The organism is Arthrobacter sp. 8AJ, from assembly GCF_902506025.1.
Lineage (GTDB): Bacteria > Actinomycetota > Actinomycetes > Actinomycetales > Micrococcaceae > Arthrobacter.
Map to the genome: position 1 here is coordinate 3,885,172 of NZ_LR733289.1, position 26,560 is coordinate 3,911,731.

At 64.1% G+C, this 26,560-nt stretch carries 26 protein-coding genes; 7 read left to right on the forward strand and 19 right to left on the reverse strand.

What is annotated here, in order from left to right; translation table 11 throughout:
- The first annotated feature begins 16 nt into the window (after positions 1–16).
- Positions 17–256 carry a MerR family transcriptional regulator gene (locus tag BACI349Y_RS18045; protein ID WP_236560911.1) on the forward strand — a complete coding sequence of 80 codons (240 nt, stop codon included), beginning with the start codon at positions 17–19 and terminating at the stop codon, positions 254–256.
- A 119-nt stretch (positions 257–375) separates the two neighbouring features.
- On the opposite strand, the gene BACI349Y_RS18050 is transcribed toward BACI349Y_RS18045, so the two are convergent.
- The 5 genes from BACI349Y_RS18050 to BACI349Y_RS18070 form a co-directional block, all read right to left on the reverse strand.
- On the reverse strand, positions 376–858 hold the full coding sequence (locus BACI349Y_RS18050) for a hypothetical protein (RefSeq protein ID WP_159633993.1): 483 nt from the start codon (positions 856–858) through the stop codon (positions 376–378).
- On the reverse strand, positions 855–3,320 hold the full coding sequence (locus tag BACI349Y_RS18055; RefSeq protein ID WP_159633996.1) for a molybdopterin oxidoreductase family protein: 2,466 nt from the start codon (positions 3,318–3,320) through the stop codon (positions 855–857). Before BACI349Y_RS18055 ends, BACI349Y_RS18050 begins: the two co-directional genes overlap by 4 nt.
- A 95-nt stretch (positions 3,321–3,415) precedes the next feature.
- Complete coding sequence (locus BACI349Y_RS18060; protein WP_159633999.1) at positions 3,416–4,414, reverse strand: bile acid:sodium symporter family protein; 999 nt, start codon at positions 4,412–4,414, stop codon at positions 3,416–3,418.
- Between the two features lie 257 nt (positions 4,415–4,671).
- The gene (locus BACI349Y_RS18065; RefSeq protein WP_159634002.1) at positions 4,672–6,069 is read right to left on the reverse strand and encodes an MFS transporter; all 1,398 of its coding nucleotides are present in this window, start codon (positions 6,067–6,069) and stop codon (positions 4,672–4,674) included.
- Positions 6,070–6,184: 115 nt separating this feature from the next.
- The gene (locus BACI349Y_RS18070; RefSeq protein WP_159634005.1) at positions 6,185–7,120 is read right to left on the reverse strand and encodes a dihydrodipicolinate synthase family protein; all 936 of its coding nucleotides are present in this window, start codon (positions 7,118–7,120) and stop codon (positions 6,185–6,187) included.
- A 166-nt stretch (positions 7,121–7,286) separates the two neighbouring features.
- Between BACI349Y_RS18070 and BACI349Y_RS18075 the strand changes: the two genes are divergently transcribed.
- The gene (locus tag BACI349Y_RS18075; protein ID WP_159635900.1) at positions 7,287–8,312 is read left to right on the forward strand and encodes a LacI family DNA-binding transcriptional regulator; all 1,026 of its coding nucleotides are present in this window, start codon (positions 7,287–7,289) and stop codon (positions 8,310–8,312) included.
- A 277-nt stretch (positions 8,313–8,589) separates the two neighbouring features.
- Here the strand turns inward: BACI349Y_RS18075 and BACI349Y_RS18080 are convergent, their stop codons facing one another.
- The 6 genes from BACI349Y_RS18080 to BACI349Y_RS18105 form a co-directional block, all read right to left on the reverse strand.
- The gene (locus tag BACI349Y_RS18080; protein ID WP_159634009.1) at positions 8,590–10,152 is read right to left on the reverse strand and encodes an acyl-CoA synthetase; all 1,563 of its coding nucleotides are present in this window, start codon (positions 10,150–10,152) and stop codon (positions 8,590–8,592) included.
- A 7-nt stretch (positions 10,153–10,159) separates the two neighbouring features.
- Complete coding sequence (locus BACI349Y_RS18085) at positions 10,160–11,485, reverse strand: MFS transporter (protein WP_159634012.1); 1,326 nt, start codon at positions 11,483–11,485, stop codon at positions 10,160–10,162.
- A 110-nt stretch (positions 11,486–11,595) separates the two neighbouring features.
- Entirely contained in the window at positions 11,596–12,051 is a 456-nt protein-coding gene (locus BACI349Y_RS18090; protein ID WP_141183076.1) for a MaoC family dehydratase, read from the reverse strand.
- A 53-nt stretch (positions 12,052–12,104) separates the two neighbouring features.
- Positions 12,105–13,334: an acyl-CoA dehydrogenase family protein gene (locus tag BACI349Y_RS18095; RefSeq protein ID WP_159634015.1), complete on the reverse strand. Its 1,230-nt coding sequence runs from the start codon at positions 13,332–13,334 to the stop codon at positions 12,105–12,107.
- A 1-nt stretch (position 13,335) separates the two neighbouring features.
- A complete protein-coding gene (locus BACI349Y_RS18100; RefSeq protein ID WP_159634018.1) occupies positions 13,336–14,226 on the reverse strand; it encodes an amidohydrolase family protein in 891 nt (296 codons plus the stop codon).
- A 2-nt stretch (positions 14,227–14,228) separates the two neighbouring features.
- Positions 14,229–15,170 carry an SDR family NAD(P)-dependent oxidoreductase gene (locus BACI349Y_RS18105; RefSeq protein ID WP_159634021.1) on the reverse strand — a complete coding sequence of 314 codons (942 nt, stop codon included), beginning with the start codon at positions 15,168–15,170 and terminating at the stop codon, positions 14,229–14,231.
- Between the two features lie 130 nt (positions 15,171–15,300).
- Here BACI349Y_RS18105 and BACI349Y_RS18110 point away from each other — a divergent pair, with 130 nt between their 5' ends.
- Positions 15,301–15,768 carry a MarR family winged helix-turn-helix transcriptional regulator gene (locus tag BACI349Y_RS18110; RefSeq protein ID WP_159635903.1) on the forward strand — a complete coding sequence of 156 codons (468 nt, stop codon included), beginning with the start codon at positions 15,301–15,303 and terminating at the stop codon, positions 15,766–15,768.
- Positions 15,769–15,819: 51 nt separating this feature from the next.
- Here the strand turns inward: BACI349Y_RS18110 and BACI349Y_RS18115 are convergent, their stop codons facing one another.
- Together BACI349Y_RS18115 and BACI349Y_RS18120 are read right to left on the reverse strand one after the other, a co-directional pair.
- On the reverse strand, positions 15,820–16,299 hold the full coding sequence (locus tag BACI349Y_RS18115; protein WP_159634024.1) for a hypothetical protein: 480 nt from the start codon (positions 16,297–16,299) through the stop codon (positions 15,820–15,822).
- 235 nt (positions 16,300–16,534) lie between these two features.
- On the reverse strand, positions 16,535–17,125 hold the full coding sequence (locus BACI349Y_RS18120; RefSeq protein ID WP_201302473.1) for a recombinase family protein: 591 nt from the start codon (positions 17,123–17,125) through the stop codon (positions 16,535–16,537).
- A gap of 182 nt (positions 17,126–17,307) precedes the next feature.
- On the opposite strand from BACI349Y_RS18120, the gene BACI349Y_RS18125 reads away from it, so the two are divergent.
- The gene (locus BACI349Y_RS18125) at positions 17,308–18,309 is read left to right on the forward strand and encodes an RNA-binding domain-containing protein (RefSeq protein ID WP_159634027.1); all 1,002 of its coding nucleotides are present in this window, start codon (positions 17,308–17,310) and stop codon (positions 18,307–18,309) included.
- Positions 18,310–18,420: 111 nt separating this feature from the next.
- Positions 18,421–18,771 (forward strand): DUF2750 domain-containing protein, encoded by a 351-nt coding sequence (locus BACI349Y_RS18130; RefSeq protein ID WP_159634030.1) that lies wholly within the window; start codon positions 18,421–18,423, stop codon positions 18,769–18,771.
- Between the two features lie 55 nt (positions 18,772–18,826).
- Here the strand turns inward: BACI349Y_RS18130 and BACI349Y_RS18135 are convergent, their stop codons facing one another.
- Together BACI349Y_RS18135 and BACI349Y_RS18140 are read right to left on the reverse strand one after the other, a co-directional pair.
- A complete protein-coding gene (locus BACI349Y_RS18135; protein WP_159634033.1) occupies positions 18,827–19,051 on the reverse strand; it encodes a hypothetical protein in 225 nt (74 codons plus the stop codon).
- A 109-nt stretch (positions 19,052–19,160) separates the two neighbouring features.
- On the reverse strand, positions 19,161–19,448 hold the full coding sequence (locus BACI349Y_RS18140; protein ID WP_159634036.1) for a hypothetical protein: 288 nt from the start codon (positions 19,446–19,448) through the stop codon (positions 19,161–19,163).
- A gap of 248 nt (positions 19,449–19,696) precedes the next feature.
- On the opposite strand from BACI349Y_RS18140, the gene BACI349Y_RS18145 reads away from it, so the two are divergent.
- On the forward strand, positions 19,697–20,158 hold the full coding sequence (locus BACI349Y_RS18145) for a hypothetical protein (protein WP_159634039.1): 462 nt from the start codon (positions 19,697–19,699) through the stop codon (positions 20,156–20,158).
- Positions 20,159–20,598: 440 nt separating this feature from the next.
- On the opposite strand, the gene BACI349Y_RS18150 is transcribed toward BACI349Y_RS18145, so the two are convergent.
- Positions 20,599–21,303, reverse strand: a complete 705-nt coding sequence (locus BACI349Y_RS18150; RefSeq protein WP_159634042.1) for a hypothetical protein — start codon at positions 21,301–21,303, stop codon at positions 20,599–20,601.
- Between the two features lie 280 nt (positions 21,304–21,583).
- Here BACI349Y_RS18150 and BACI349Y_RS18155 point away from each other — a divergent pair, with 280 nt between their 5' ends.
- A complete protein-coding gene (locus BACI349Y_RS18155) occupies positions 21,584–22,480 on the forward strand; it encodes an NAD-dependent epimerase/dehydratase family protein (RefSeq protein ID WP_159634045.1) in 897 nt (298 codons plus the stop codon).
- A gap of 222 nt (positions 22,481–22,702) precedes the next feature.
- On the opposite strand, the gene BACI349Y_RS18160 is transcribed toward BACI349Y_RS18155, so the two are convergent.
- From BACI349Y_RS18160 to manD, 3 genes are all read right to left on the reverse strand, one after another.
- Entirely contained in the window at positions 22,703–23,440 is a 738-nt protein-coding gene (locus BACI349Y_RS18160; protein ID WP_159634048.1) for a Pr6Pr family membrane protein, read from the reverse strand.
- A gap of 975 nt (positions 23,441–24,415) precedes the next feature.
- Positions 24,416–25,240 carry a class I SAM-dependent methyltransferase gene (locus BACI349Y_RS18165; RefSeq protein WP_159634051.1) on the reverse strand — a complete coding sequence of 275 codons (825 nt, stop codon included), beginning with the start codon at positions 25,238–25,240 and terminating at the stop codon, positions 24,416–24,418.
- 47 nt (positions 25,241–25,287) lie between these two features.
- Complete coding sequence (gene manD, locus BACI349Y_RS18170; protein ID WP_159634054.1) at positions 25,288–26,517, reverse strand: D-mannonate dehydratase ManD; 1,230 nt, start codon at positions 26,515–26,517, stop codon at positions 25,288–25,290.
- Positions 26,518–26,560: the final 43 nt, after the last annotated feature.

The window sequence follows — 26,560 nt, forward strand, 5'->3', positions numbered from 1 at the left end:
TCCTACGGTGGGCGGTATGGAGCAACCGGAAGAACCCCGCTGGAGCATCGGCGAACTGGCCTCGGCCACAGGGGTCACCGTCAGGGCGCTGCACCACTACGACAGCATCGGGCTGCTCCACGCCAGCGGCCGGACCGCCGCCGGCCACCGCCGCTACACGGAACCTGACCTGCGGCGGCTGTACAGCATCCGGACCCTACGCAGCCTGGGCGTGCCGCTCGCCGAGATCGCACCAGTGCTGGACCAAGCGGACTGAGTGGGCGGGGCTGGTGGAGGAGGGCCTGCGGCAGGTGGACCGCGGAGCAGCTGCAGGCCCTGGTGGCGCACCTCCAGGCGGCCCGGGAGGCGCGCTGAGGGTTCCCTGCTCGCCTGCGCTTAGCTGACCAGGATCTGGGTGGCGGATTCCTTGAGCTTGCCGTTGGCCCACTTCATCTGGCGGATGGTCTGCGGGTGGCACTTCTCCGCCAGGGCCAGGAGGTTCTTGTCCTTCATCCCCTGGGCGGCCTGGGCCAGCAGCTCCCAGTCGGCGGAGACGCCGCATGCCTTCAGGTAGAGCTCGCGGAGGTCGCGCAGCAGCAGCATCCCGGTTTCGGGGCGCCGGCCCATCATCTCGCTGCCCTTCTCCCGGATGGTTTCCATCAGCCCTGCCTCGCCGCGGGGCTCCGGGTCCAGGTCCTGGCCGTAGTTCTTGGCGATGTCCGCGATGTCCCGGACGTGCTGCTGCGACCAGCGCGCCAGGTCCCGGGCCAGGTGGTAGATCTCGTGGTCCACCTTGTGCCGCTCGGAGATGACCAGCAGGTGGTGCGCCAGGTCGTTTTCGGAGCGGTGCATTTCCTCCAGTACCAGCCCGAATTTCATCGTGCCCCTCCTGCCGCGTCCATGGATTCATCCGCCAGCGCGCTCAAAATTCCCTTGGTCCTGGCCCCTTCGGCGAATTCCCCGGCGGGGGCCGACGCCGTGGTGGTGGGCGCCGGAGAGGGCCCCTCACCGCCGGAAATACGGGTAATGCGGGCTGCCGCGGTCTTGAAGATGGGCTGCTTGGACGCCGCATCCCAGTCGGTGATGGTCAGTTCATTCGCAGCCCTGCCGGGCCCGTCCGGCTGGTGTCCGCCCTTCGCGTCCCAATAGCCGTAATGGAAGGGCAGGAACAGGACCCCGTTGCGGATGCCGCTGATCCGCACCCTGGCACGGACGGCCCCGCGGGGCGTCTCCACCTCCGCAAGGTCGCCTTCGGCAATCCCGTACGCGCCGGCGTCGTCCGCTGACAACTCCACCCACACGTCAGGCGCGGCGGCCTGCAGCTCCGGGGTCCGCCCCGTCTTGGTGCGGGTGTGGAACTGGTAGAGCGTGCGGCCGGTGATGAGCTGGAACGGGAAGTCCTGGCTGGGCAGTTCGTGCGGCGGCATGTATTCGGCGGCCTTGATGATGGCCTTGCCCTCCGGGTTGAGCGCCTTGTACTCCGTGGGGTCCACGGGCGCGCCGGTGATAAGGTCGCGGCCGTAGGTCTCGCAGTACTCCGGGTGCGCCCAGAACTTCCCGTCAGCATAGATCCGTTCTGTGCCGTCCGGGTTCTCTTCGTTGCAGGGCCATTGGATGCCTGAGCCGCCGCGGAGTTTGTCGTAAGTGATGCCGGTGTAGTCGCAGGGCCGGCCGCGGGTGCATTCCTTCCAGGCTTCGAAGGCCGACTCGGGATCGTGCCACTTGATCAGCGGCCGGCCGTCCTTGTCCTGCAGTCCCATGCGGTGCGCGTAGTCGATGAAGATCTCCAGGTCCGGCCTGGCCTCGCCCGGCGGGTCCACGGCCCTCTCGGCGAGGTGCACGGTACGGTCCGCGTTGGTGAAGGTGCCGGTCTTTTCGCCCCAGGTGGCGGCGGGAAGCACCACGTCGGCCAGCTGGGCGGTCTCGGACAGGAAGATGTCCTGCACCACCAGGAACAGGCGGTCCTGTTCCAGGATGCTGCGGATGCGTGCCAGCTCGGGCAGCGAGACGGCAGGGTTGGTGCCGCTGACCCACAGCATCCGGATGGAACCGTCCTCCGCGTACCGCATCATCTGCATGACGTGCGTGGGCGGGGAGTAGTGCGGGATGGACATGGGATCGATGTTCCAGACCCGGGCCAGGTCCTGGATGTGCGCATCGTTGGACCAGTTCCGGAAGGCGGCAAGGTCGCCGTCGGCCCCGCATTCGCGGGTGTTCTCGGCGGTGGGCTGGCCGTTCATCTGCAGGATGCCGCAGCCGGGCTTGCCCAGCATGCCGCGGATGATGTTGACGTTGTTCACCTGGACGGCAGCCGCAGTGGCCTGGTTGGACTGGTAGAAGCCCTGCAGCACCGTGGACAGCAGCCGCTCCGCGTGGCCGATGATGCTGGCCGCCTCGGTGATCTGCTCCGCCGGGACACCGCAGATTTCCGCCACGAGGGCCGGCGGGTAGTTCTTGACCTCTTTTTCGAGCTCCGGGTACCCCACGGTGTGCGCCTGGATGTACTCCCGGTCCACCCAGCCGTTGGTGATGATCTCGTGCAGGATGCCGTTCATCAGGGCCACATTGGTGCCGGGCCGCGGCGCCAGGTGCACGGTGGCTGCCCTGGCCACGGGCGTCATGCGCGGGTCTACGCAGATGATCTTGGGCGGGTTGGGGCCGGCCAGCCGGTCCAGCATCCGGGTCCAGAGGACGGTCTGGGTTTCGGCCACGTTGTGCCCGTACAGGGCGATCACATCGGCGTGGTCCACGTCCGTGTAGGAGCCGGGCTGCCCATCACAGCCAAAGGATTCCTTCAGGGCCTCCCCCGCCGTCGCCGTGCACAGCCGGGTGTTGCCGTCCACATGGTTGGTGCCGATGCCGCCGTGGGCCAGCGTGCCCAGGGTGTAGTACTCCTCGGAGAAGAGCTGGCCGGTGGTGTAGAAGCCAAGGGCGCTGGGGCCCTGTTCCGCGAGCAGCGCCTTGGACTTGTCCACGATGCGCTGCATGGCGGTGTCCCAGTCCGTTTCCACCAGCTTTCCGCTCTCGCGGATGAGGGGCTTGGTGAGCCGGTCCGGGGAGGCGTTCGCCTGCCAGGCGTAGAGGTCCTTCGGGCCCAGGCGGCCGTGGTTGACCCGGTCCACGGCCCGTCCCCGCACGCCGACGATTCTGTTGTCCTTGACGGCGATGTCCATGGCGTCGCCGTTGGAGTGCAGGAGCGAGGCCGTCTGGACCCACCGGTCCACGTCCTCCGGAGCCACTCCTTCGGCCAGGTGGGTGTCCACCCGGACGGGCCAGTCACCGCCGGTGCCGTACGGCGTCCGTGTCCCCCATGGTTCAGCTATCCGGTCAATCCGAGCCATCTGTCCATCTCCTTACAGGAACTGGCGGACAGCGTCGAAACGGCGCTGTCCTTACCGGAGCCTGTACCCGGAATGGCTGGCTGTTAACGGGCCCCTTAGGCTTGTTTGTCCCGCAGCGGGCGCCGGGCGAGCCAGGCGGCCACGATGGCGCCGGAGATGTTGTGCCACAGCGAGAAGACCGCGGACGGCAGTGCAGCCAGCGGGGTGAAGTGGGCGGTGGCCAGCGTCGCCGCCAGGCCGGAGTTCTGCATGCCCACTTCGAACGCAAGGGCGCGGCGGGCTTTGTCGTCCAGGCGGCCCAGCTTGCCGGCCAGGTAGCCAAGGCCCAGCCCGAACCCGTTGTGCAGCACCACGGCGAGGAACACGATGGCCCCGGCCTCAATGATCTTGTTGGCGCTGCCGGCCACCACGATGGCCACGATCAGGGAGATCACGACGGCGGACGCCCACGGCAGCGCGGGCAGCACCTTGGCGACGACCTTCTTGAGGAAGACCCGGGCGAGGAGGCCGGCCACCACCGGCAGCAGCACGGTCTTGACGATGTCCAGGACCATGCCGGCGGCATCGATCTGCAGGTACGAGCCGGCCAGGAACAGGACCAGCAGCGGGGTGACGATCGGTGCGATCAGGGTGGAGACGGAGGCCACCGCCACGGAGAGGGCAACATCGCCCTTGGCCAGGAAGGCCATGACGTTCGAGGCCGTGCCGGAGGGTGCGCAGCCCACCAGGATTACGCCGACGGCCAGTTCGGGCGGGAGGTTCAGGGCGCCCGCGATCAGCCAGCCGGCGCCGGGCATGATGATGTAGTGCGCCAGGATCCCCAGGGCCACAGCCCACGGCCGCTTGGCCACCGCGGCGAAGTCCGGCGGGGTGAGGGTCAGGCCCATGCAGAACATGATGATGCCCAGCAGGTAGGGCACGCTGGGGGCCATGGGCTTGAAGACCCCGGGGAGCAGGAAACCGAGGATGCCGGCAACGACCACCAGGATGGGGAACACCGTCACCGCGATGCGGGCGATTTTGCTTTCCGCTTCGAGCGCGGGGTTGACGGGCGTCCCGTCCGGGGACTTCTGGGGTTTAGTTGCCTCAAGCATCCAATAATGGTGGCACTGTCCTATAGGATTCCGCCAATTGATGACCGTGAGCGGTAACAAGGCCGGGGCCCCCACGGCAATGCGCCTTTGAGGTCGACGCCTTGCCCGCCGAAGCGCAGCGACTGTCCTCAGGACGGCACACCTGGGATCTGGGCGGAACGGGAAGCGATGGTCCGAGGGTTGTCCTTGACTGGCAACGGCAGCGCCACGGACCGGAGCTGGTTCGTGGCGCTGCCATTGAGGCGGGTGCTGGGGAGTTAGGGCGAGAGTTCCTCGAGGACCCGGCCTTTGGTTTCGATGGCGAAGAAGATCGTCACCAGGCCGCCTATCAGGGCAACGGCTGCGAAGACGGTGAACACCAGGCTGATTCCGTAGTTGTCCACGATCCAGCCGACCAGGATGGGGCCGATGGCGGAGCCTGCCCGGAGCCAGGCGCTGCCGAAGCCCGTGCCGATGGCGCGGAGCCGGGTCGGGTACAGCTCGGCGGAGTAGAGGTAGAGCGAGAAGGAGATGGTCTGCAGGATGGCGTAGGCGATGCTGGCGAATACTACGACCTGTGTCGCCGACACGGCGCCGAGGGCTGTGAGGATGACAAGAGGGACGGTCGCGGCCAGGAAGGCGAATGTGTACCAACGTTTACGGCCTACGCGGTCGATGAGCAGCGCGCAGAGGACGGAGGCCACAACACCTACAGCGGACGTGACCCAGCCGTAGGCGAGGCTGGTTTGCAGGGGAAGGTTGAAGGTTTGCTTGTAGAGCGTCGGCAGCCAGGTGACCAGGCCGTTGTTGACCATGTATACGCAGATCCAGAGCATCCAGATCATGAAGGTGCGCTTTTTGTATATCCCGGAGAACAGTTCACGCCAGTCGGTACGGGCCGTGGCCTTGGGGTCAACGGGCCGAACCACGGGTTCGGAGAGTGTATGTCCTGCCTTGACCGCTTCCTTTTCGAGCATTGAGACGACAGTCTCGGCCTTGTGGACGTGACCCCTGGATGCCAGCCAGCGCGGTGATTCAGGCATAAGCCAGCGCATGGGGATTGTGAGCAGGGCAGGCACGATGCCGACGATGAACATGGCTTTCCAGCCCACGACAGGGACCAGGAAGTATCCGGCGATGCCGGCAAACATCAGGCCGACCGGGAAGATTACCTCGTATAGGAGGAAGAACCTGCCACGCTTCCTGGCACCGACGAATTCGTTGATGTAGGCACTGGCGACCGGCACTTCGCCGCCAGTGCCGATGCCCTGGATAAAGCGGAAGATGATCATGGACGTGGCGCCCCACGCGAAGAGGCAGGCGATGTCCATGGAGACGAAGAGCAGGATCGTAAAGAGCAGGACGGGCAGTCGGCCGATTCTTTCGGCGAGGTGTCCAAAGAAGAGGGACCCGAAGATCTGGCCGACGTACCCTGCGGAGAGGATCATGCCGATTTCCCCGGCATTCAGGTGCCATTCCGAGGACAGTTGGGGCATCGCGAAGGCGATTGCCAGGACGGTGTAGGCGTCGAAGAACGTGGCTGACCCGATGACCACGCGGATCACGGTCAGCCGTCGCGTGAGCGGGAGCCGTTCGAGGCGGGCTACCAGCTCTGCATTGATCCTGGCGGCATTGGCGCCGCCGGCCATAGTTTTAGTGTTGTTCGGCTCGCGCATGGCGAGTCCTCCTTCTCCAGCAGCGATGCTGGGGTCCTCATTGACCAAAGTGGAGATGGCTAAAGCCTAGGGGAGGATGGCGGGAGTTGCTCCCGCCATCCTCAGGATCCGTGGATCAGGCGTTGACGGTGACCTTGCCGATGTTCGCGGCAGCGAAGGCTTCCGCGATTTCGGTTTCGGCGCCCTGGGGGAGGGGCAGGAGCGGGGTGCGCACTGTCGCGTGGTCCAGGATGCCGCGGTTCACGAGGCCCCACTTCAGGGCGACCGTGCCTTCCATGTGGGAGCCGCGGTGGTAAACGTTCTTCGTTACCGGGAGCAACCGCTCATGGATTGCGTGGGCTCGCGGGTAGTCCTGCGCCTTGCCGGCTTCGATCAGTTCGACGAGCAGTTCGGGGGCGATGTTGCCGTAGCCCACGAGCAGGCCGTCGACATCGAACATGGTCGGCAGCAGGTATTCGTCGTGGCAGGACAGGATCTGCAGTTCGGGGTACGCGGCGCGCAGCGCGGGGATCTCGGTGTACCACCGGCGCATGTTCCGGACACCGTTCTTCGTCGCAAAGACTCCCTCCTGGCCGGCAATCTCCAGCTGGGTTTCGAGGTCGTAGCTTGCCTTGGTGTTGTCCGGGTACTGAAACAGGATCAGCGGCAGACCGGATTCGTCGTAAATCTCCTGATAGCGCGACTGGGGTGCGCCCTTCTGGTAGCCGAAGCGCAGCCACCCGTGCGAGGGGTAGACGAGACCAGCTGACGCGCCGGCATCGACGGCCTTTCTGGCTTCGAGGGCCGCTGTCTTATTGCCCTCCTTCGTGATGCCCGCTACAACCGGTACCCGGCCGTCGGTCGATGCTACGAACGCGCGGATCACGTCCAGCTGCTCCTCTTCGGTGAGGAACGTCCCTTCGCCGGCGTGCCCCAGAACGACGAGGCTCTTCACGCCCTCAATCGATCCGAGCCACGAACCCAGGCGCTGGATTGCAGCGAAGTCGACGGCGCCATCTTCGGTGAACGGGGTGACAGGTGCGGGGTTGAGTCCGCGGAGATCGAGTGCCATTGCAGCTACCTTCTTGTCTTCTTTGATGGTCGGTAGTCCCGCTATGGTGAAAACGTTTGCGGGAACGTTTTCAAGTTTGCACGTGTCGCAGCTCACTGTCAAGAGAACGTTTGCAAGAAGGAGGAATAGAGTGGCTGTAACACCCTTGCTGAAGAGGAGAACCGCGATGGAACGTCCCGCCCCCGCAGGGATTGTCACGCTCAAGGATGTCGCGGCTGCCAGTGGCGTGAGCATCTCGACCGCCAGCCGCGCACTGGATGAACGCACCACCTCCAGATCCGCGGCGGCAGCCCATGTCCGGAAGATCGCGGAAGAACTCGGGTACCGCCGGAACTCTTTTGCTTCAAGTTTGCGGCGTGGTGAGACCCGCACCCTTGGTGTCCTTGTCCCGCGTTTGAGCGACACGGTTATGGCACTGATGTTCGAAGAACTCGAAAAGGCAGCGTCATCCCGGGGCTACTTTGCGATGGTCGCCACCAGCGGAGATGACCCCGTGGATGAACGCAGCGCGGCCGAAACACTCCTCGATAGAAACGTCGATGGGTTGATTCTCGCCACGGCGCGGCTCGATGACGAGCTCCCCCGACTGCTGCGTGAGCGCCGTGTAGCGCATGCGCTGGTGCTCCGAACTGACGGCATCAGTCCCTCTGCGCTCGGAGACGACGAGGTCGGCGGCTACCTCGCCACACGTCACCTTATCGACCTGGGCCATCGCAACATTGCTGTCGTTACCGGCCCCGCTTTCACCTCCACCGGAACCGCACGCTTGGCGGGAGCACGCAGAGCATTGAATGAGGCAGGCATCCAGCCGCGCGAAGAATGGCTTATCGCTGCCGGGTACGGCATCGAGAATGGCTACACGGCCGGCGAAACGCTCCTCGCAGGAACACCGCAATCCCGCCCGACAGCCATCTTCGCCGCCAATGACAACATCGCCATGGGTGTGATGGCGGCAGCACACCGTAACGGGATCAGCATCCCCGACCATCTGGCATTGGTCGGATACAACGACACGCCACTGTCCGCCCGGCTGCCGACGCCCCTAAGCTCGGTGCACGTTCCCCTGGACCAGATAGCAGCCACCGCCATCGACCTCATCGTCAACCCAGGCATCGAACCACTCATCCGCCGGTCCATGCCCACTCTCATCCCACGCCAATCCAGCGGAGCGCCCCAGCGCACCGGTACGTGAAACAGCACCCCAGCTGACGATGGCGGTTCCTCCCGCCGTCGTCAGCTGGGGTGCTGTCGGCCCTACGCGGCCCCGGCGGTTACCTGGGCTGCGAAGTCGTTGACATCCACGGAAGCTCCGCTGTTGTCGAAATCGAGGTGGCGCGCTTCCTTCCACCGCAGTCTCGGTGTCACTGTCCAAACGGGCGCCCGTGGACGTGCCGCCTGACAGGGCTCATCGCCCCTTAAGACAATCGCCCGCCCCGGAAACCGGGGCGGGCAGCTGTATGTCCCTGACGTCAGAGCTGCTTGCGGAGCTCCATCTTGCGGATCTTGCCGCTGGCGGTGCGCGGCATGTCCTCCACCACCACCAATGACTTGGGGATCTTGTAGCGGGCGAGCCTGCCGTCGAGGAAGCTGCGCAGCTGCTCTGCGGTCAGCGATTCCCCTTCGCGCAGGGTCACGATCGCCTGCGGGACCTCGCCCCATTTGTCATCCGGGACGCCGATGACGGCCACGCTGCCCACGGCACCGTGCTCGGAAATGACCGCCTCCACCTCCGCCGGGTAGATGTTCTCCCCGCCGGAGATGATCATGTCCTTGAGCCGGTCCGAGACGAACAGGAAGCCTTCCTGGTCCCGGTAGCCCATGTCCCCCGAGCGGAACCAGGCCCCGTCCGCGTAGCTGGCGGCCGTGGCCTCCGGCCGGTTCCAGTACTCCTTGATCACGTTGGGGCCGGAGATCTGGATTTCCCCCACCTCGCCCGGTGCCACCGCGCCACCCATGGGATCGGCGATCCGCAGGTCGGTGAAGAAGTGCGGCAGGCCCGACGAACCGGCTTTCTCCCTGGACCGGTCCACGGGAAGCATGGTGACGCCGGGGGCGGTTTCGGTCATGCCGTAGCAGCTGGTGAAGCCGATGCCGCGGTCCTCGTACGCGTCCAGGACCCGGCGTGGAATCGCGGAGCCGCCGCAGGTCAGCTTGTCCAGCGAGCTGAGGTCCGCAGTTGCCCATCCGGGATCTTCGCAGAGCAGCTGGAACGTCGTGGGCACCCCATTGAGGGTGGTCACCTTGTGCTTCCGGACCAGGTCCAGGACCCTGGCGGGATCGAACTTGGCCTCGAGCACCACGGTGGCGCCCTTCAGCAGCATCGGCAGCAGGCCCATGTCCAGGGACGCCACGTGGAACAGCGGCGAGATCATCAGCGCCACGTCGTTGCGGTTCAGGTCCATGTCCACAATGGTGTTGATGCAGTTCCAGGTGATGTTCCCGTGCGTCAGCAGGGCACCCTTGGGCTTGCCCGTGGTCCCGGAGGTGTACAGGATCATGGCGCCGTCGTCATGGCCCACGGGCACGTCGGGGTGCTCCGGCGCTGCTGCCTGCAGCGCCTCCCCGTACCGTTCCACCGTGACGGAGTGTCCGACGGCGGCGGGTGACGTGATACCGGAAGGTTCCGTCCCGCCGTCGGCCGCGACGACCAGGCGGTGCGTCACCGCCGTCCCTTCCACCGCGGCCGATGCAGGCGCCTCCAGGACGCCGGCGTTGACCAGGAGCCGGGCTCCGGAATCCTGCAGCTGGAACTGCAGCTCGGGCGGTGCGAGCCGGGTGTTGAGCGGCACGAAGATGGCACCGAGGAGGCCGCAGGCGAAGAAGGTCTCCACGAAGGAGGGGTGGTTCTCCCCCAGGTAGGCCACCCGGTCCCCCTTGGCCACTCCCCTGTCCCGGAGCGCGTTGGCCAAACGGTCCGCCCGGGCGGCGAGCTCCTCGTAGCTCAGGGTGCCCGCTGCTGACAGCAGGGCCGTCTTGGTGCCCGACTTGCGGCGGCGGCGCTGCAGCCAGGAGCCAACTCCGTTGTTGTCCATGGTTCTCCTAACGGACCGTGGTGAGGTCGTTGTTCTTAGATTCCCGCGTCAGGGCGATGAAGACAATCGAGACCAGCGCCATGACGGACAGGAACACCACTACCGGGAGGATGTTCTGGCCGGAGTCCTTGTAGAGTCCGGCGATGATGCCCGGAGTGAAGCCGGCGCCGATGAGCGTGGCCAGCTGGTAGCCCACCGCGGCGCCGGTGTAGCGGGACGTGGTGCCGAACTGTTCGGACACGAATGCCGCCAGCGGCCCGTAGAGGGAGGAGTGGAGGATCAGCGCCACCGTGAAGGCCACGAACACCAGGCCCACATTGCCCGAGCCGAGCATCCCGAACATCGGGAAGAGGTAGGCGATGAACAGGGCCAGGCCGGCGATCATTACGGGGCGGCGGCCGAACCGGTCCGACAGGCGTCCGCCAAGGAGGACGAAGACGATGGAGATGGCCGAGGCGCCGGCGAAAGCGTAGAGCACGCCCTGCTGGGGGGCGCCCTTGGACACGGCGTAGGTCACCGAGAAGGTGGGCAGCACCACCTGCAGGCCGAATCCGGCGGCGCCGGCGAACATGATCATGATCAGAGCCTTGGGCCGGCGGAGTACATCCAGCAGCGGGATCTTGCGCTTGGCGCCCTGCGCCTCTTCCTTGGCCACGGCCTCGGCGAAGATGGGGCTTTCAGAAACCCGCAGGCGGACGAACATGCCCACGATGAGGAGCACGAAGGACAGCAGGAACGGAACGCGCCAGCCCCAGGCCAGGAAGGCGTCCTGCGGCAGGGCCGAGAAAGCGCCCATCACCAGGGTGCCCAGCACGGCGCCGGTGGGGGCACCGGCGTTGACGAACGATGCCGCGAAGCCGCGCCGCTTGGGGTCCGAGTGCTCCAGCGCCATGAGCGCGGCCCCGCCCCATTCACCGCCGACGGCGATTCCCTGGCAGACCCGCAGCAGCACCAGGATGACGGCACCCCACGGACCGATCACGCCGGCGCCCGGAATCAGGCCGATGAGGGTGGAGGCGATGCCCATCATGGCCATGGAGATGATGAGCATCCCCTTGCGGCCCACCTTGTCACCGAAGTGGCCGAAGATGATGCCGCCCAGCGGCCTGGCCACGTATCCGGCGGCGAAGGTGGCGTAGGCGGCGACGACACCCACCCATTCGTCCGTGCCGGCGAAGAAGACCTTGGGGAAGGCCACAGCTGCGGCGGTGGCGTACAGCAGGAAGTCGTAGAACTCGATAGTGCTGCCCAGATAGCTGGACAGGATGACCGTGCGCGCTTCCTTGCGCTTGGCGGCCGTGCCCGCAGGTGCGAGCGTGGTGTGTCCGGACATGGCTGTTCCTAAAGACGGAGGAATGTGGGGGTTTTTGGGGTTGCCTGAGGCGGCGGCGCCGGGGCGCGCCGCCTGGGGGGTGGGAAACGGCTGTTCCTGGTGGAAGCGGGCTACTTGTAGAAGCGGGCCAGGAATTCGGCGACGACGGCCGGGCGTTCCTGGCCTTCGATCTCGATGGTGGCGTTGACCTTGATCTGGGCGCCGCCCTTGACCTCGGTCACGTCGGCGATGGTGGCCTGCATGCGGACCTTGGAGCCCACCTTCACGGGAGAGGTGAAGCGGACCTTGTCCAGGCCGTAGTTCACCTTGGTGGTGACGCCTTCGACGTCGAACAGCTCGCCCCAGAACGGGATGATCAGGGACAGCGTGAGGAAGCCGTGGGCGATCGGGGCGCCGAACGGGCCGTCCTTGGCGCGCTCGGGGTCCGTGTGGATCCACTGCTGGTCGTCGGTGGCGTCCGCGAACTGGTTGATCTGGTCCTGGGTGATCTGGCGGTAGTCGGTGGTGCCGAGGTCCTTGCCGGACAGGGTGAGCAGGGTGTCGAAATCGACGACGAGATTGGGCATCGTTGCCTCCTGGGCTGGTGTGTGGTTGTGGTGCTGTGCAGGTGTTGCAGGGCTTAGCGGGTGAAGGCGCTCTCGCCGGTGAGGGCGCGGCCGATGATGAGGGCGTTGATGTCGTGGGTGCCCTCGTAGGAGTAGACGGCCTCGGCGTCGGCATGGAATCGCGCGACGTCGGTTGCCAGGGTGATGCCGTTGCCGCCCACCACTTCGCGGGCCAGGGCTACGGTGTCGCGCATGAACAGGGACGTTTGCATCTTGGCCAGGGCGGAGTCCTGGTCGCGGTAGATGCCTTTGGCCTGCTGTTCGGTGAGCCTGACCACCAGGGAAAGGCTGGCCGTGACGTTGCCGAGCATTCGGGCCAGTTTCTCCTGGACCAGCTGGAAGGAACCGAGTGTCCGTCCGAACTGCCGGCGTTCATTGACGTAGGTGAGGGCGGCCTCGAAGGCGCCGGCGGCGATGCCGGTCGCGATCCAGGCCACGTCCGAGCGCATGGCCCGGAGCATTGCCGCCACATCCCGGAAGGAGTTCACGTTGTGCAGGCGCATGGCCTCGGGGACGCTGACACCGGTGAGGGTGATGTGGGCGTTCTGCATCATCCGCAGCGAGGTCTTGCCCTGGATTTTCTCCAGGGTGACGCCGCCGGCTGTGCGGTCCACGAGGAAGGCCTTGACCTGCCCGTCCGCGGTGTCCCGGGCGAATACTGCGAGGACGTCCGCGGTGGCTGCGCCGCCGATCCAGCGCTTGGCGCCGTCGAGGATCCAGCTGCCGTCGGGCTGCCGCCGGGCGGTGGTGGAGAGTCCGCCGGCGATGTCCGATCCGGACTCTGGTTCGGTCAGCGAGAAGACGCCTTTGAGCGAGAAGTCGATAACCTTGGGCATCCATTCGGCCTGCTGTTCCGGCGAGGCACCCACGCGGATGGCTGTCCGGAACAGGCCGGCCTGGGCGGTGTACCAGGTAGCCAGGGACGCGTCCATGCGGGCAAGTTCGAAGATCCGGAAGCCCTGGTAGATGCCGCGGGCCGGGCTGTGTTCTGCACCCGCGGCGCCAGTGAGTTCGGCTGGTTCCATGAGGTCAAGGTCGATCAGCGGCCGGGCGAGCTGCTCCGGAAACTCGCCGCGTTCCCAGTACTCGGCGAGGAGCGGTTTGGCTTCCGCGTCCAGGAATGACCGCAGCAGGGACAGGACCTGGCGCTCTTCGGGTGTGAGGAGGGACTCGGCGTCGTACCAATCCGCTGTTTCATAAAGCCGGGCACCCAAGGCGGCATCCGCCGTCGTCAGCGTGTCCATTTCAGGCCCCCAGCCCGAGCAGGCGGACCGCGTTGTCCTTGAGGATCTTGGGCCGGACCTCGTCCTTCAGCGGGAGGTCCGCGAAGGCGCCGAGCCACTTCTGCGGGGTGATCAGCGGGAAGTCGGTGCCGAACAGCACCTTGTCCTGGAGGTAGGAGTTGGAGGCCTTGACCAGCGATTCCGGGAAGTACTTGGGCGACCAGCCGGAGAGGTCGATGAACACGTTGGCCTTGTGGGTGGCGATGGAGTTGGCCTCGTCCTGCCAGGGCACGGACGGGTGGGCCATGATGATCTGCAGGCCCGGGAAGTCGGCGGCCACGGCGTCCAGCAGCAGGGGGTTGGAGTAGGCCAGCTTGATGCCGTAGCCGCCGGGAAGGCCCGCGCCCATGCCGTTTTGTCCGGTGTGGAAGATGGCGGGCAGGCCCAGTTCCTGGAGGGTTTCCCACAGCGGGTAGAAGCGCTCGCTGGAGGGGTCGAAGCCCTGAAGGGAGGGGTGGAACTTGAAGCCGCGGGCGCCGAGTTCGATGGCCTGGTGCTTGGCCCCGGCGATGGCGTCCTCGCCGGTTCGCGGGTCCACGCTGCCGAACGGGATCAGGACGTCATTGTTCCGGGCGGCGCCGGCGATGAGTTCGGGGATGCTGTTGGGCTCGTGCTTGAGCTGGGTGCGGGCGTCCACGGTGAAGACGACGGCGGCCATGTTCAGTTCGCGGTACACCTCGGCGATGCGGTCCAGGGACGGGGTGCGGTCCTCGGCCTTGAAGTACTTGGCCGAGGCTTCGGTCAGTTCCTCCGGCAGGGAGCCGTGGCCGCAGCTGTCCACCTCGAGGTGGACGTGCATGTCGATGGCGTCGAGCTTTGCCGGGTCGATGCCCAGTTCGTAGCGGTCGGCCATGGTCAGCGGGCCTCGGCGGGCTGAGCGGGCTTCAGATCATCCGGCAGCGGGAGGAATTCCTCGCCGTAGCTTTGGAGTGTGTCGGTGGTGAACAGCTGGGCGGCGTTTTCCTCCAGCGCCTCATAGCTCCAGCCGCCCTCACGGTACTCGGTGGTGGCCGCTTCCGGGTGGGTCCAGACCTGAAGCCGGTCCCCGCCGGCGCCAATGGCCTGGCCGGTGATGTTGGCTGCCTCGTCGGAGGCGAGGAAGGCAACCAGTCCGGAGACGTCGTCGGCCGTTCCAAAGCCCAGGTCGTGGCGGAAGAAGGACGGCATGGCCTCGCCTCGCTCGTCCGCTTCCACGGCTTTCTGGAAGTAGGGCACGGTCTTGGTCATGGCGGTGGCGGCCACGGGGATGACGCTGTTGACCGTAACGCCGGCCTTCTTCATTTCCAGCGCCCAGGTGCGGGCCATGCCCACGATGCCGGCCTTGGCGGCGGCGTAGTTGGTCTGGCCGAAGTTGCCGCGCTGGCCGGTGGGCGAACCGATGGTGATGATGCGGCCCCGGACGTTGTGTTCCTTGAAGTAGGCGTAGGCCTCGCGGACGCAGGTGAAGGTGCCCTTGAGGTGGACGTTGATCACCAGGTCGAAGTCCTCGTCCGTCATTTTCAGCAGGGACTTGTCGCGGAGGATGCCGGCGTTGGTGACCAGGATGTCCAGGCCGCCGAAGGTGTCCACGGCTCCGGCCACCAGGGCCTTGGCGGCGTCGGTGGTGCCCACCGGAACCACCACAGCGGTGGCGCGGCCGCCGTCGGCCTCGATCTGGGCGACGGCCTGCGCGGCGGTGTCGGCGTTGACGTCATTGATGACGACGGCGGCACCCTGGCGGGCCAGTTCCCTGGCGTAGGCGAGGCCGAGGCCCTGCCCGCTGCCGGTGACGATTGCAACCTTGCCGTTCAAGCTCATGGCCTGCTCCTTCGCATGCGCCGGCCGAAGCCGTTGTGGTGGTCCCACTGCGGTGTGAGATCCTTGTTGGAATCAATGAAATTACGGATCATTGAAAAAGTCAACGATTGTTTTTTACACCGGAGTTGTGATGGCCACCTTGGGCACAGAAGTTCAGACACCCCGCCTTGCGGCAGCCAGGATCGGCAGTGATGTGGGCCTGCTGCTCGCCAAGCTGCACGCCGCCGGCTCGGTGCTGAACAACAAGGCCCTGGCTGACTTCGGGCTGCGCGAGCGGTCCTTCTCCATCCTGACGCTGGCGTGCAGCGGGCTCGAGCCCACGCAGCGGGAACTGGCGGACTTCCTCAGCCTGGACCCCAGCCAGGTGGTCACCCTCGTGGACGATCTGGAACGCCGCGGCCTGGTGGAACGGGCGCAGGGCAAGCAGGACCGGCGCGCCAAGATCATCGTCTCCACCGCCGAGGGGCGGAAGATGCACGCGAAGGCCCGCACCGCCATGGACGCCGCCGAACTGACCCAGCTGGCCGTACTGTCCGGGGAGGAGTCGCAGGAATTGAAGCGGCTGCTCCGCAAGGCACTGTGGGGCGCGGCGGAGTAGGCCGCTTGGTTCCGCAGTGCCGTCGGTGATGCTGACGTCCGGCGCCTGGATTTACATCCGGCCCGAGGCCAGGTCTGCGTCGACGTTGGGGTCAGTGCTCTTGGCTTCCTGTTCCTGGGGGTTTTCCCATGGTGAGGGTTTGGGCCTGGATGCCTGCATGGACCGCCAAACGGCTGCTCCCGCTGTCAGGGCGGCGATTCCTGTGATCAACCACCAGATCCGGGACGGGGACTTCTTGGCCTGGATCGGGGCTGGAGCAGCAGCTTTTGGCCCGACCCACATCAGTTGTTCATGGACCCTGGGAGTGATGGTCTCCACGCTGCCGGCGAGTTCATCCGCCAACCGCCGCAACAGCGCCTGGAGCCGCGGGGAGGCAGTTTCGATGCCGGTATCGAGTCCGGCCACCGCTCTCTGGAGGGCTGCTTGAACGCCAGGGGTGGCCCATTCCCTGCCCTTGGCCAGCTGCGTCATGAGGTTCTCGGAAAGACGATGAACCTGCTCGGATTCCGTCAGTGGTTTTGCTGTCCGCATTGATGCCTCCTGTGGATGGTGGTGGGGACAGGCTAGGCCCACCGGAAGAGCCTGGGAAGGGCCTTTGGTGCTTTGACGGCGTTCTTAAGACGGGCAACGCATGGGTCGGAACCGGATCAGGAGGCGCCTGGTCGCCATAGACGTGGTCGCGTGGTTCTTGGTGCAGGCTGGGAGGCCGGATAGGCCTAGGGCTGGCGTCGGTTTACCAGCCCATGAGTCAGCACCCTGTCCTCGCTCAAGGTGCGATGGCTCCGGATGAGCGCCTTTGAATCTCGCGGTACACCGTGGTCCGGGACACCCCGAATAGCTCCGCCAGTTCAGCCTGCGTGTGCTCCCCGGCGTCGTGCAGTGTGAAAAGGTGCTTTCGCTGCGTCTTGGACAACTTTGGCTGCTTGCCTTTCAGCCGCCCTTTCGCCTTAGCGACCGCCATTCCCTCACGGGTGCGCATCCGGATCAGGTCCGCCTCGAACTCAGCCACCATGCCCAGGACGTTAAACAGCAACCGGCCAACCGGATCATTCGGATCGTGGGTGCTGCCGCCGAGACTGAGCACTACCCCTTTGGCTGTCAGTTCGTCGGCTATATCTCTGGCATCGGAAAGGGAGCGTGCCAATCGGTCAAGTTTGGTCACCACGAGAGTGTCGCCGGCGCGGCAGGCCGCCATCGCTTCACGGAGCCCCGGCCGCACCCGGTTCGCTCCCGTCAGTCCCTGGTCAACAAAGATCTGCTTCTCGTCAACACCCAAGGCGAGGAGAGCGTTTCGTTGGGCGGTCAGGTCCTGATCAATCGTCGAGACGCGGGCGTAGCCGATCTTCATTCCGGTCATAAGGAATATGGTTGCAGTAATCCCTCCGCCAGCGTGCATGTCGCCGTTCGGGTCTTACGTACATGGCTTCGACCAGCAGCAGCGCGGGGCTCGATGGCGGTCTTCGGCGGCGCGCTGATGGACCGGCTAACGGGCGATCAGCTCGGCTACCGATTTCACAGAATGACTGGCAGCATCGGGATGTGGTTCTTTCAATTGACAGCTCTCGTGCGCTCCGCACCCCAGACCAAGTACGGTCGCTCATTCAAGCTGTCTTCGAGGCAGAGCCCGAGGATGAGAGTCGATCTATCGAATGGAAGTCGGCATACAGCGACCTCACCAGCACAGAAGCCTCGTTCGCCATCAGTCGCGCAATTCTTGGGTTGGCAAATCGTCCCGTCACCGTCGCGGCCGCCTCATTCGAGGGCGTGGGTTACGTCGTAGTCGGAGTCGAACCAGGTTCGCTGGAAGGCCAACGCGTCCCCGACAGTGCAGAGCTCCTAAACGCCATTCATCGTTACACGGGGCACGGATGGCCTTATTGGGACGCTCGAACTCTGACATTCAACGATGCGACAGTGCTCGTAGTAACAGTGGAGGCCCCGCGCGATGGTGACCGTATCGCCTTGTTGCAGAAGTCGTATCAGGCGGCGAAGGGGCCCATGGTTCCAGAAGGGACGATCTTCGTGCGGCGCCCCGGAGCCACAGAGCGTGCTTCACGTGCCGAATTGGAGATGCTGCAGGATCGGTTGCTCAGCGGCTCCGAAGCAGAGGGCGCCGCATTGCGTGAGGCCACAAGGAAGAGCGAGCTGCGAGAAATTGTCACAGACCTCGTGCAAGCAGGGAATCGCTGGGCAGATACGATGCAGATCCTGGTCATGTCGAGCACGGGTCACGAATGGAAGCAGCGGGATTGGATCGAATGGGTGGACACCGACAGCGGCAGAGAGATGACTCAGAATGCTCAGTCGGTAGATCGCAATATTCGGAAGCTTCGGCTCCACACCGGCGAAGACTCGCTTGTCCTGCCCGCGTTGGAGGCGCAGCGAAGGATCCGGGGCGGCAAGGCGTTCGCTGTCCTTCATTCCAAAGGCAGGGACAGTCAGGACGATCGGGTTTCCGCCTACCAAGAGATAAATGCGATCAAGTCAGACTTGGTGAAGTTGGAGCTCGCCGCCATTAGGCTGCTCACTGCTGCGAAGTGACCACCGAGTCCGGAAAGGAATCCTCCACCGGGCGCCCATCGTCCAAATCCAGCTGTCGGGTACGGGACATCTCTTCGGAGCCGGTTAAGGGCCGTGATTTAGGCTTGCCATGTGAGTATCAGCGCGGCCCAGGCGAGCCGCTTCTACCAAGAGGTCATCCTGCACCAGCAAGTGTGGGGAATCCGTGATTCAGGTGGTTTCCCTGCACCCCGCAATGGAGATGGCGAACGCAGCATGCCATTCTGGTCGCTGCGAAGCAGAGCCGAGAAAGTGATCAGTAGCATTCCGGCGTATCGCGCCTTCGAAGTAGAGGAGATCCCCCTTAGCGTCTGGCGCACGCGGTGGATTGATGGGCTCGACCGAGATGGCATTCTGGTGGGCCTCAACTGGTCGGGCGTTCGCGCAACGGGTTATGACGTTCAGCCGCTTGAAGTCCGCACTCGACTCGAGGCCATCGAATAGGGCCTAACAGGGCCATTTGGACTACTCGGTAAAGGATCGACTTTCGGACTTCGTTTTACGATTCGCTTTGTTTGGGTGCCTTCTTTACGGCTTGGCGGTACCACCAGAAGCTGAAGCCCAATAGAACCATATTCATTACCTGGATAATCCAGTACCAAACGGTCGCTCGGAACCCCTCCGCCAGAACAGCGTATAGGTTATTCGCCAACCACATCACCGCCACCAAGCCCATAATTATGGCGCCACCTTTGGTTGGCTGCTTCCAGTTCCTGGTGCTCATGACCTGAGCGTAGCGAAGACGTCAAGAGATGAGGAGACGAATCCGGCTCAAGATGCAGCGCTTCGGATGCGCCCGATGAAGGATCCTTTACCGGGCGGAACATCGGCTGTTAGGAACAAATATTGAGAAAGCCTGTTGCACCCGGACGAGCAAGGAAGGTGACGATGTGGCCATTGTCATCCCGGAATACAGCCTTTGAGCCAGACACGGTCACAGTGCCGGCCTGATAGGGGTTTCCCCATCCCGGAGGTGGGTTGCCTTGGCCGTCGTCCAGTGGTGTTTCGGCGAGGAAGAACGTGTCGGCGACGCGCAATTCCTTGATTCCGCAGTGCGTGTAGAGCATGGTTGGCATGCCGGAAGCCGTAGGGGCCGGCGATTCCGGGGAGGCTTCAGTCATGGGCGTAGCGGGACCTGCGCACGCAACCAGGACGGCCGATAGCGCACCGGCTAGTAGCGAGAGTCTGATTTTTCCGGCCAATACGACCGCACCCCAATCCACGATCAGGCTCAAAGACTATGCCGGGAGAAAGCGAGCCACAATAGCAGGGCTGGTCGAGATTTCCTCACGTCGTCCGGCAGTGGATCGGTCACCGGGACGCCTTCATCTGCCGAAGCTGTGGGCGGCAAGGCGACTATGGTCAATCCATGAGTGCCGAGGAAATCGAGAGTGTGCGTCTACTGTTTCTCCGCGACCAAGTTGGTTTGATCCCACCTGAGCAGTATTCCGAGATCGCGGCAGATCTACTTGTGGACGGTTACGATTCTCCCGCGCTTCGAGAATTGGCTGGATACCCACGGAACGATCCACAGGGAACGCACGACTTGTGGTCTCAGGTGCGAGATGAGTTGGACAAACCTTTTGAGGATGACGGCCTTGCCCGCCGCATGTTAGTCCGACGCTGGTTACAGCAAATCGTTGACGGGATCCTCGACCCATATACCGGGGCCGACCTCATCCTCGGCCTCGCCTGGTTTGCCTTGGGCCGGCCTGCGGTACTCAACCCCCTAGTTGCCGGCCGAGATGACTGGGAAGAACTCCCCGAACGTCGCGACATGCTTCAGCGCGAGCTACGAAACGATGCCCGCGCTATCCTGGAGAGCTGGTAGCTCCGTGCACCGGTGAAGGATCCTCAACCGGGCGCTTTGGCCGTCCGTTGGGTCACCGGCTTACAGACACTGGCCGGTCATTGGTTCTCAGTGACTGGTGCTGGCAGGATCGTTATGCTGTGGGCATGAGAGGGGACAGTGCAGTTCCGGTGGGAAGAAGAATTACCGACTTCTTGGGTTTTACCGACAGCCCTCGTACCCACGCCAAAATCCTCGCGAAATCAACTCCTATGGAGCTCCTTATCCGCGCTGTCGTTCTCACCGTTTGCGTGGTCCTGTTCACCGTCAGCATCTTTGTCAGTCCCGGCCGGGGTTTTGTCTGGTTCCTACTCGCAGACCTTTGTCTGGCCTATCCGGCCGCAATCATGTGGGTTCGCTGGCGCAGGTACCGCAAAATTTGGCCCCAGCCAACGGAAAGCAGTGTTCGGTAGACGATCGGCCTACGGGCGCTGGGGAGTGTTCGAACGGGTCGCGAACTGTACCTGGATGCGCTTGAGCTCGGCGCGTGGAAGCACTGCCGTCACGACGCCGCCGGTTGCCAGCTGGGCTCCGACGCCGTACACGAACGGGTCCCTATCAACCTCCACACCGGGCACACTGATCCCGTTGACGAGGGTCCCGGCCTGACTATTGACCATCCGGGCGGTTATTGGGGGCGCGTGCTGGTCCCAGGGGTTGCTTCCCGGCCAGAGCTCTTGTCGGAACTGGTTCATGAGGATGTGGTTGATGTGATCAGCCAGAAGGCGTTGAACCGATGAGTGCTCGGATGGAGCGCGGTGCCAGGTGGTTCGGACGGCGTCCCATAGTTGCGGGTAGCGCAGTCGCTCCACCTGCTCAATCAGCCAAGGGGGGCGCGGCCAAGGCGGAACTTCCTCAATCGATCTTCGAGTCTTCTCGTCGAGGTCTGCGAGGTTTACCGGATCTTCGTGATTATCCGGATTTCGCCAAAGCGTGTAAGTGATGCTTGCAGTCATTTCTCTGGACCCGTGATCATCCCAGCCGTTGGTCACACCCACGGAGTCCGTGTCCTCCAGCGAAGGTTGGGGCGTAAGCCCCATCACCGGAATGGGCATGAGTTTCAGGTTCTCGGCCCATTCGGCACGGGGATCCGGGGCGTCTTCAGGAAGAATGCCTGCCGCTCTCATGCCTCGACTATGAACCAAACGAGGGAACCTGTAAACAGGACCGAGACTGAGCTTCAGGTCTCGAATGTCCGCTAAGGGATCCTCAACCGCACGTTCGTGAGAAACTGAGCAAATGATTCTGGAGCACGCGGTCCTCCCCGTCTGTCCACACTGGCTCAAGCCGCTGTAACGTCGGCTCCTAAGGCAGCCCAACCAATCCGCTACCGCCCGCATGGCTGTGGCCCGCTGGCCTCGAAGTGATGGCGTAGGCCGAGTCTTTCGGCCAAGAATGGAGTTACAGATGTCCTCCTTCGGAACGGTGCGACAGGACTGGAAACCCGGAACGCTGTCTTCTGCCCAGACCGATTACGAGGGTCTTCGCGTGGTGATTTTTGGCGGTACCGGCGGTCTCGGCCGGGCCATCACCCAGTCCCTGCTGCGCAAAGGGGCCGAGGTCACCGTCGTGGGAAGGACGCTCAAGGACCCTCCTCACCCCAGGAGGTCATTTATCCCGGCAGACCTGTCGTCCTTGAACAGCTCCCGCCAGGTGGCCCGCAATCTGCCGGCCGAAACCTTCGACGCAGTCCTGCTCACCCACGGGATCTTTGCGGGACGGACCCGCGAAGTGACACCGGAAGGAGTAGAGAAAGATCTGGCCACGAGCGCTATGAGCCGGTGGGTGGTTGCCCAGGAACTGGCGCCACGGCTGGGCGGGGGAAGGCCTTCGCTTCGGCAAAAGCCGCGCCTTTTTGTCTGGGGGTTTCCCGGGGGCGAACGCGCGCTGGATCTGACAGATATTCAATCGAGCCGAAACTACCGCTGGCAGACAGCCCACGGCAACACCGTCGTGTTCAACGAAGCTCTGGTCCACCATGCTGCCGCTCGTTTTCCGGACATCAACGTGTTCGGTATGAATCCCGGCATCATCAAGACCAACATCATGGCCGGTGCCCTCGGACAAGCGACCTTGAAACTACGAGCACAGCAAACCCTCATAGGTGTGCTCTTCCAGAGCGCGGAGGCTTACGCCGAAAAAGTTGTGCCCCTCGTGGTCCATCCCGCCTTGGAAGACAGATCGGGGGCACTATTCAATCGGCACGCCCAACCAATAGAACCCAACCCCTGGCTGATTTCCGACGACCACCTTGACCACGTAGTCGCAGCGGCCGAGTCTCTCTCAGCCCGAGTTCTTCGTTAGTGCACTTATTCATTCGATGAGCGAGACCAGGAAGACCTGCCACGTCAGCAGAGTGGGGATATTGAGGCCCATCGCGACCCATGGGGCCACTCCAACCAACGAACCGAACCAAAATGGGACCATCGTGGTCGATGGTCGTTTGTTGCTACTGGGATAGGGGATCTTCAGACAGCAGTTTGCAACAAGGTTGGACCAGTCCATCTCCCGAGCGTGACGAAGCATCTAGCCGGCCGGGACTGCCGGCTGGGCAAGGATTTCCTTTCCGGGTCCGCGGGCGAGACCCACCCGGGCATTGCCGGCGAGGTGCACGAGTATGCCGACCACGAGAAACGCGGCGAGTACCAGGGCGCTGGTGGCAATGACCGCCGGCCAGCCGCCGTCGAGCCCCGGGTTGAGGAAGTCGTAGGGGTACCAGCCATCGAGGGCACCGCGCACCCAGGAGAAAATCAGGAACACCCCCGGGTAGCAAAGCCAGACGAGGGGCCGCCGCCACCGGCCTCGGACGGTGCGCGTGACCAGGAGCCAGTCGAGCCCCGCGACCAGCGGCGCGATGCGATGGGTGACCATCCACGGCCAATACATGTCCAGCGTCCACCACGGTTCGCCAGGCGGAGCCACGAGCACCACATAAATAATGCCCGTCATCACCAGGTAGAACGCGAGGGCGCCGAAGAGGTGATCCCACCACTGCGGCAGCCGCGCACGCGGCCGCGTGGCGGACACAAGGAACACGAGCCCGAGGACGAGGTTTGACTGGAACGTGAACTGGGAGATGAGCTGGGGGATATCGACGGAATTGCCGGGCTGGGTCGCGTCATAGAGCTCCTGCCCAAGGGCAGCGAGCATGGCGAATCCGGCGCCGCCGCGTACTAGACGGATCCACAGACGGTCCGGATGCAGCGCCCGGTTGGCGCCCACGTTGCGTTGAACCGGAGGACTCAGCATCAGCACGTCGCTCATGGCATCAGCGTAGTGTTGCGCCAAGCCCGGCCCCAGGGTCAAAAGGACAGGATTGCCACCGACCGCCTGATGCCGCCAAGAACGTGCGGCGTCCCGGGGAAGGATTCTCTTCCGGGCGGCCACGTAAAACTGGAAGAACGCGCCTATCCCCGCAGCTCGCTCATCCATACTTTGCCGTGCGATATGAGCCGGCGGTCTTAGAGCTTCAGCACCGCTTTGCCTGGTACCGGACAACTGTTGGGCTTGGTGGGTGGATCCCACGGGACTGGATCAAGGGCCTTCTCAAAAATTACGGACTGCCCGCCCTTTTCATACACAACCACGTGGACATTGCTGATTCCAGGCCACACCTCGACTGCATTTTGGGTGGCAGCGTCGAATCGAGCCCCCGCAGGCTTCTCGAAGCACTCGCTCTTACCCGGACAGTCAACTTCGAATTCCAGGTCGACAGCGGGCCGCCCTGTCGCCGAGAAATCGATTGTGAGGAGGTTCGGTTCCAGCAACGTGGCACACGACGGCGTGTAGCAGGCAGTCAGAGAAGAAGCCGCCATGAGTAGAAGCGGCAGGAAAGACGCGCGCACGGTACGGGGCACCTATTCACGATAACCCTAGAAACTATTGCTATTGACGTACCAATTGTCCCGCACCACTGATTGAACTCTTGTCGAGATTAGACTCTCAGCCTGTGGGGACCCGGGGGAAAGTAAAGAGCTCACTGAGTCCTCCTGCGGCCACCGGTTGCCGTGCCGTCGTGCGCGAGTTTTCATTTCTCTTCGCCGGCAGCGGTGACCTGTACGCGGTCAGGTTCGGCGGGATCGGATTGCGCGCGAGCTCGTGGACCACCGACGACGGGTATGAACCGGTCGCCCGCGGCTCGTACACCCTGGACTGGGACGGGAACAATGGAGTCCTCAATCTCATCGGAGGTATTGACCCGGTGTGGCCCGCCATCCATGATCCCCTGCAGTTAAAAGATCAGGACGGCCGGGAGCACACGAACATGATGGTCCGGATGCGCCGCTCGGCGAGGTTGGCCACCTGGTTGGCTGTCATCTGCGCGAAATCGTCCCCCAGGAAGGTCGCGAAGGTCACCGGCGGTGGCCCCTCCCTCTGGATTTTGGCGAGCATCTGCTGGAACCAGACAAGGCTTTCGTCCGATGAGTCGACTTCCGAAACGACATTAAAACCTGCGGACGGGAGGAGTTCGCGCATCTCTTCCAGGGTCGCGGGAAAGCTCGTCGAGGAGTCGGCGGCCCACGGCACCGGGTAGTGCACCTCGCCGCCTTCCCCCTGCAGGACGTCGTAAACCACGAACCTGCCGCCCGGCCGGAGGACACGGAAAGCTTCCGCATACAGCGCGTGCTTGTCCGGGATGTTCATGGCCACATGCATGGTCAGTGCCGCGTCCGCTGACTTATCGGGAAGACCGGTGGCTGTGGCGTCCCCAACGCGGAAGCGGGTACGGCCGGACAGGCCAGTCCACTCCGAGAGTGCCGTCGCTACCTGGCAGAACTCCGGAGTGAGGTCGACCCCTGTGACAGTGCACCCGGTCAACTCGGCGAGGGTCCGTGCGGGGCCGCCCAGTCCGCTGCCGAGGTCGAGCACATGGGAATCGGCGGTGAGGGCGAGTGCTTCGATGATTTCCAGGGTTGCCCTGCGGCCACGGATGTGGAACTCGTCAACAGGCGCGAGGTCGGCCGGCCGCAGCCTCGTACGGTCCACGCCGGCCGCGTCCAAGGCAGAACCGATGGCCCCCACAAGTCCGCCGGGGCCGGTGTAGAACGCCGAAACCTGGTTCATTGCGCCATCCTCACACCGGGCGGCTGCAGGGTCAACGGGAAGCGCGATTACCAGTCATGCACCGTGCCGTCGACGAGGCGGTTGTAGGGCAGGTAGGCCTGCTGGTACGGGTAGGCTGCGGCGGCTTCTTCGTTGAATTCGACGCCGATCCCGGGCTTGTCGCCCGGGTGCAGGTACCCGTCCACGAACGTCATGGACTGCTCGAAGACCTCGTTGGTCTTATCCGAGTGCTGCATGTACTCCTGGATCCCGTAGTTATGGATCGCCAACCCCACGTGCAGCTGCGCCGCGAACCCCACCGGGGAAATGTCCGTCGGTCCGTGGAACCCGGACTTGATCTGGTACTGCGCGGCGAAATCCATCACCTTCTTCAGGGGGCTGATCCCGCCAAAGTGGGTGGACGCGGCCCGGACGTAATCGATCAACTGTTCCTTGATCAGCGTCTGGTAATCCCACACGGTATTGAAGATCTCCCCAATCGCCAACGGCGTGGTGGTGTGCTGCCGGACCAGGCGCAGGCCCTCCTGGTTCTCCGCCGGGGTGCAGTCCTCGAGCCAAAACAGGTCGTACGGTTCCAGGGCCTTGCCGAGCTTGGCGGCCTGGATCGGCGTCATCCGGTGATGCCCGTCATGCAGCAGCGGCAGCTCCGGGCCGAACTCGTTCCGCACCGCCTCAAACACCGTCGGCAGGTGCCGCAGGTACGCGCGGGTATCCCAATCCTCCTCCACGGGGAAAGCGCCGCGGCCGGCGGGCTCGTAGTCGTACCGCTCCCCCGAGGCCTGGGCCTGCGCGGCCACACCATAAACAGCCTTGATGCCCGGCACGGCGGTCTGGATCCGGATCGACTTGTATCCGAGCTCCAGGTGCTCACGCACGGAATCGAACAGCGACTCAATATCCGACCCCGAAGCGTGCCCGTACGCCCGCAACCCGTTCCGCGACGCACCACCGAGCAGCTGGTACACCGGCATCCCGGCGAGCTTGCCCTTGATATCCCACAGCGCCATATCCACCGCGGCGATCGCCGCCATCGTCACCGGGCCCCGCCGCCAGTACGAGGACCGGTACAGGAACTGCCACGTATCCTCGATCCGGTGCGGATCCTTCCCGATCAACAGCTGCGCCACATGCTCCTTCAAATACGCAGCAACAGCCAACTCCCGGCCATTCAACGTGGCATCACCAATACCGGTCACACCATCCTCCGTCGTGATCCGGAGGGTCACAAAGTTCCGGGACGGACTGGTAACAAACACATCGGCGGCAACGATTTTCATGGCTGGCTTTCGGGTTGGAATCTCTAAAGGTCTGGAGTGTGAA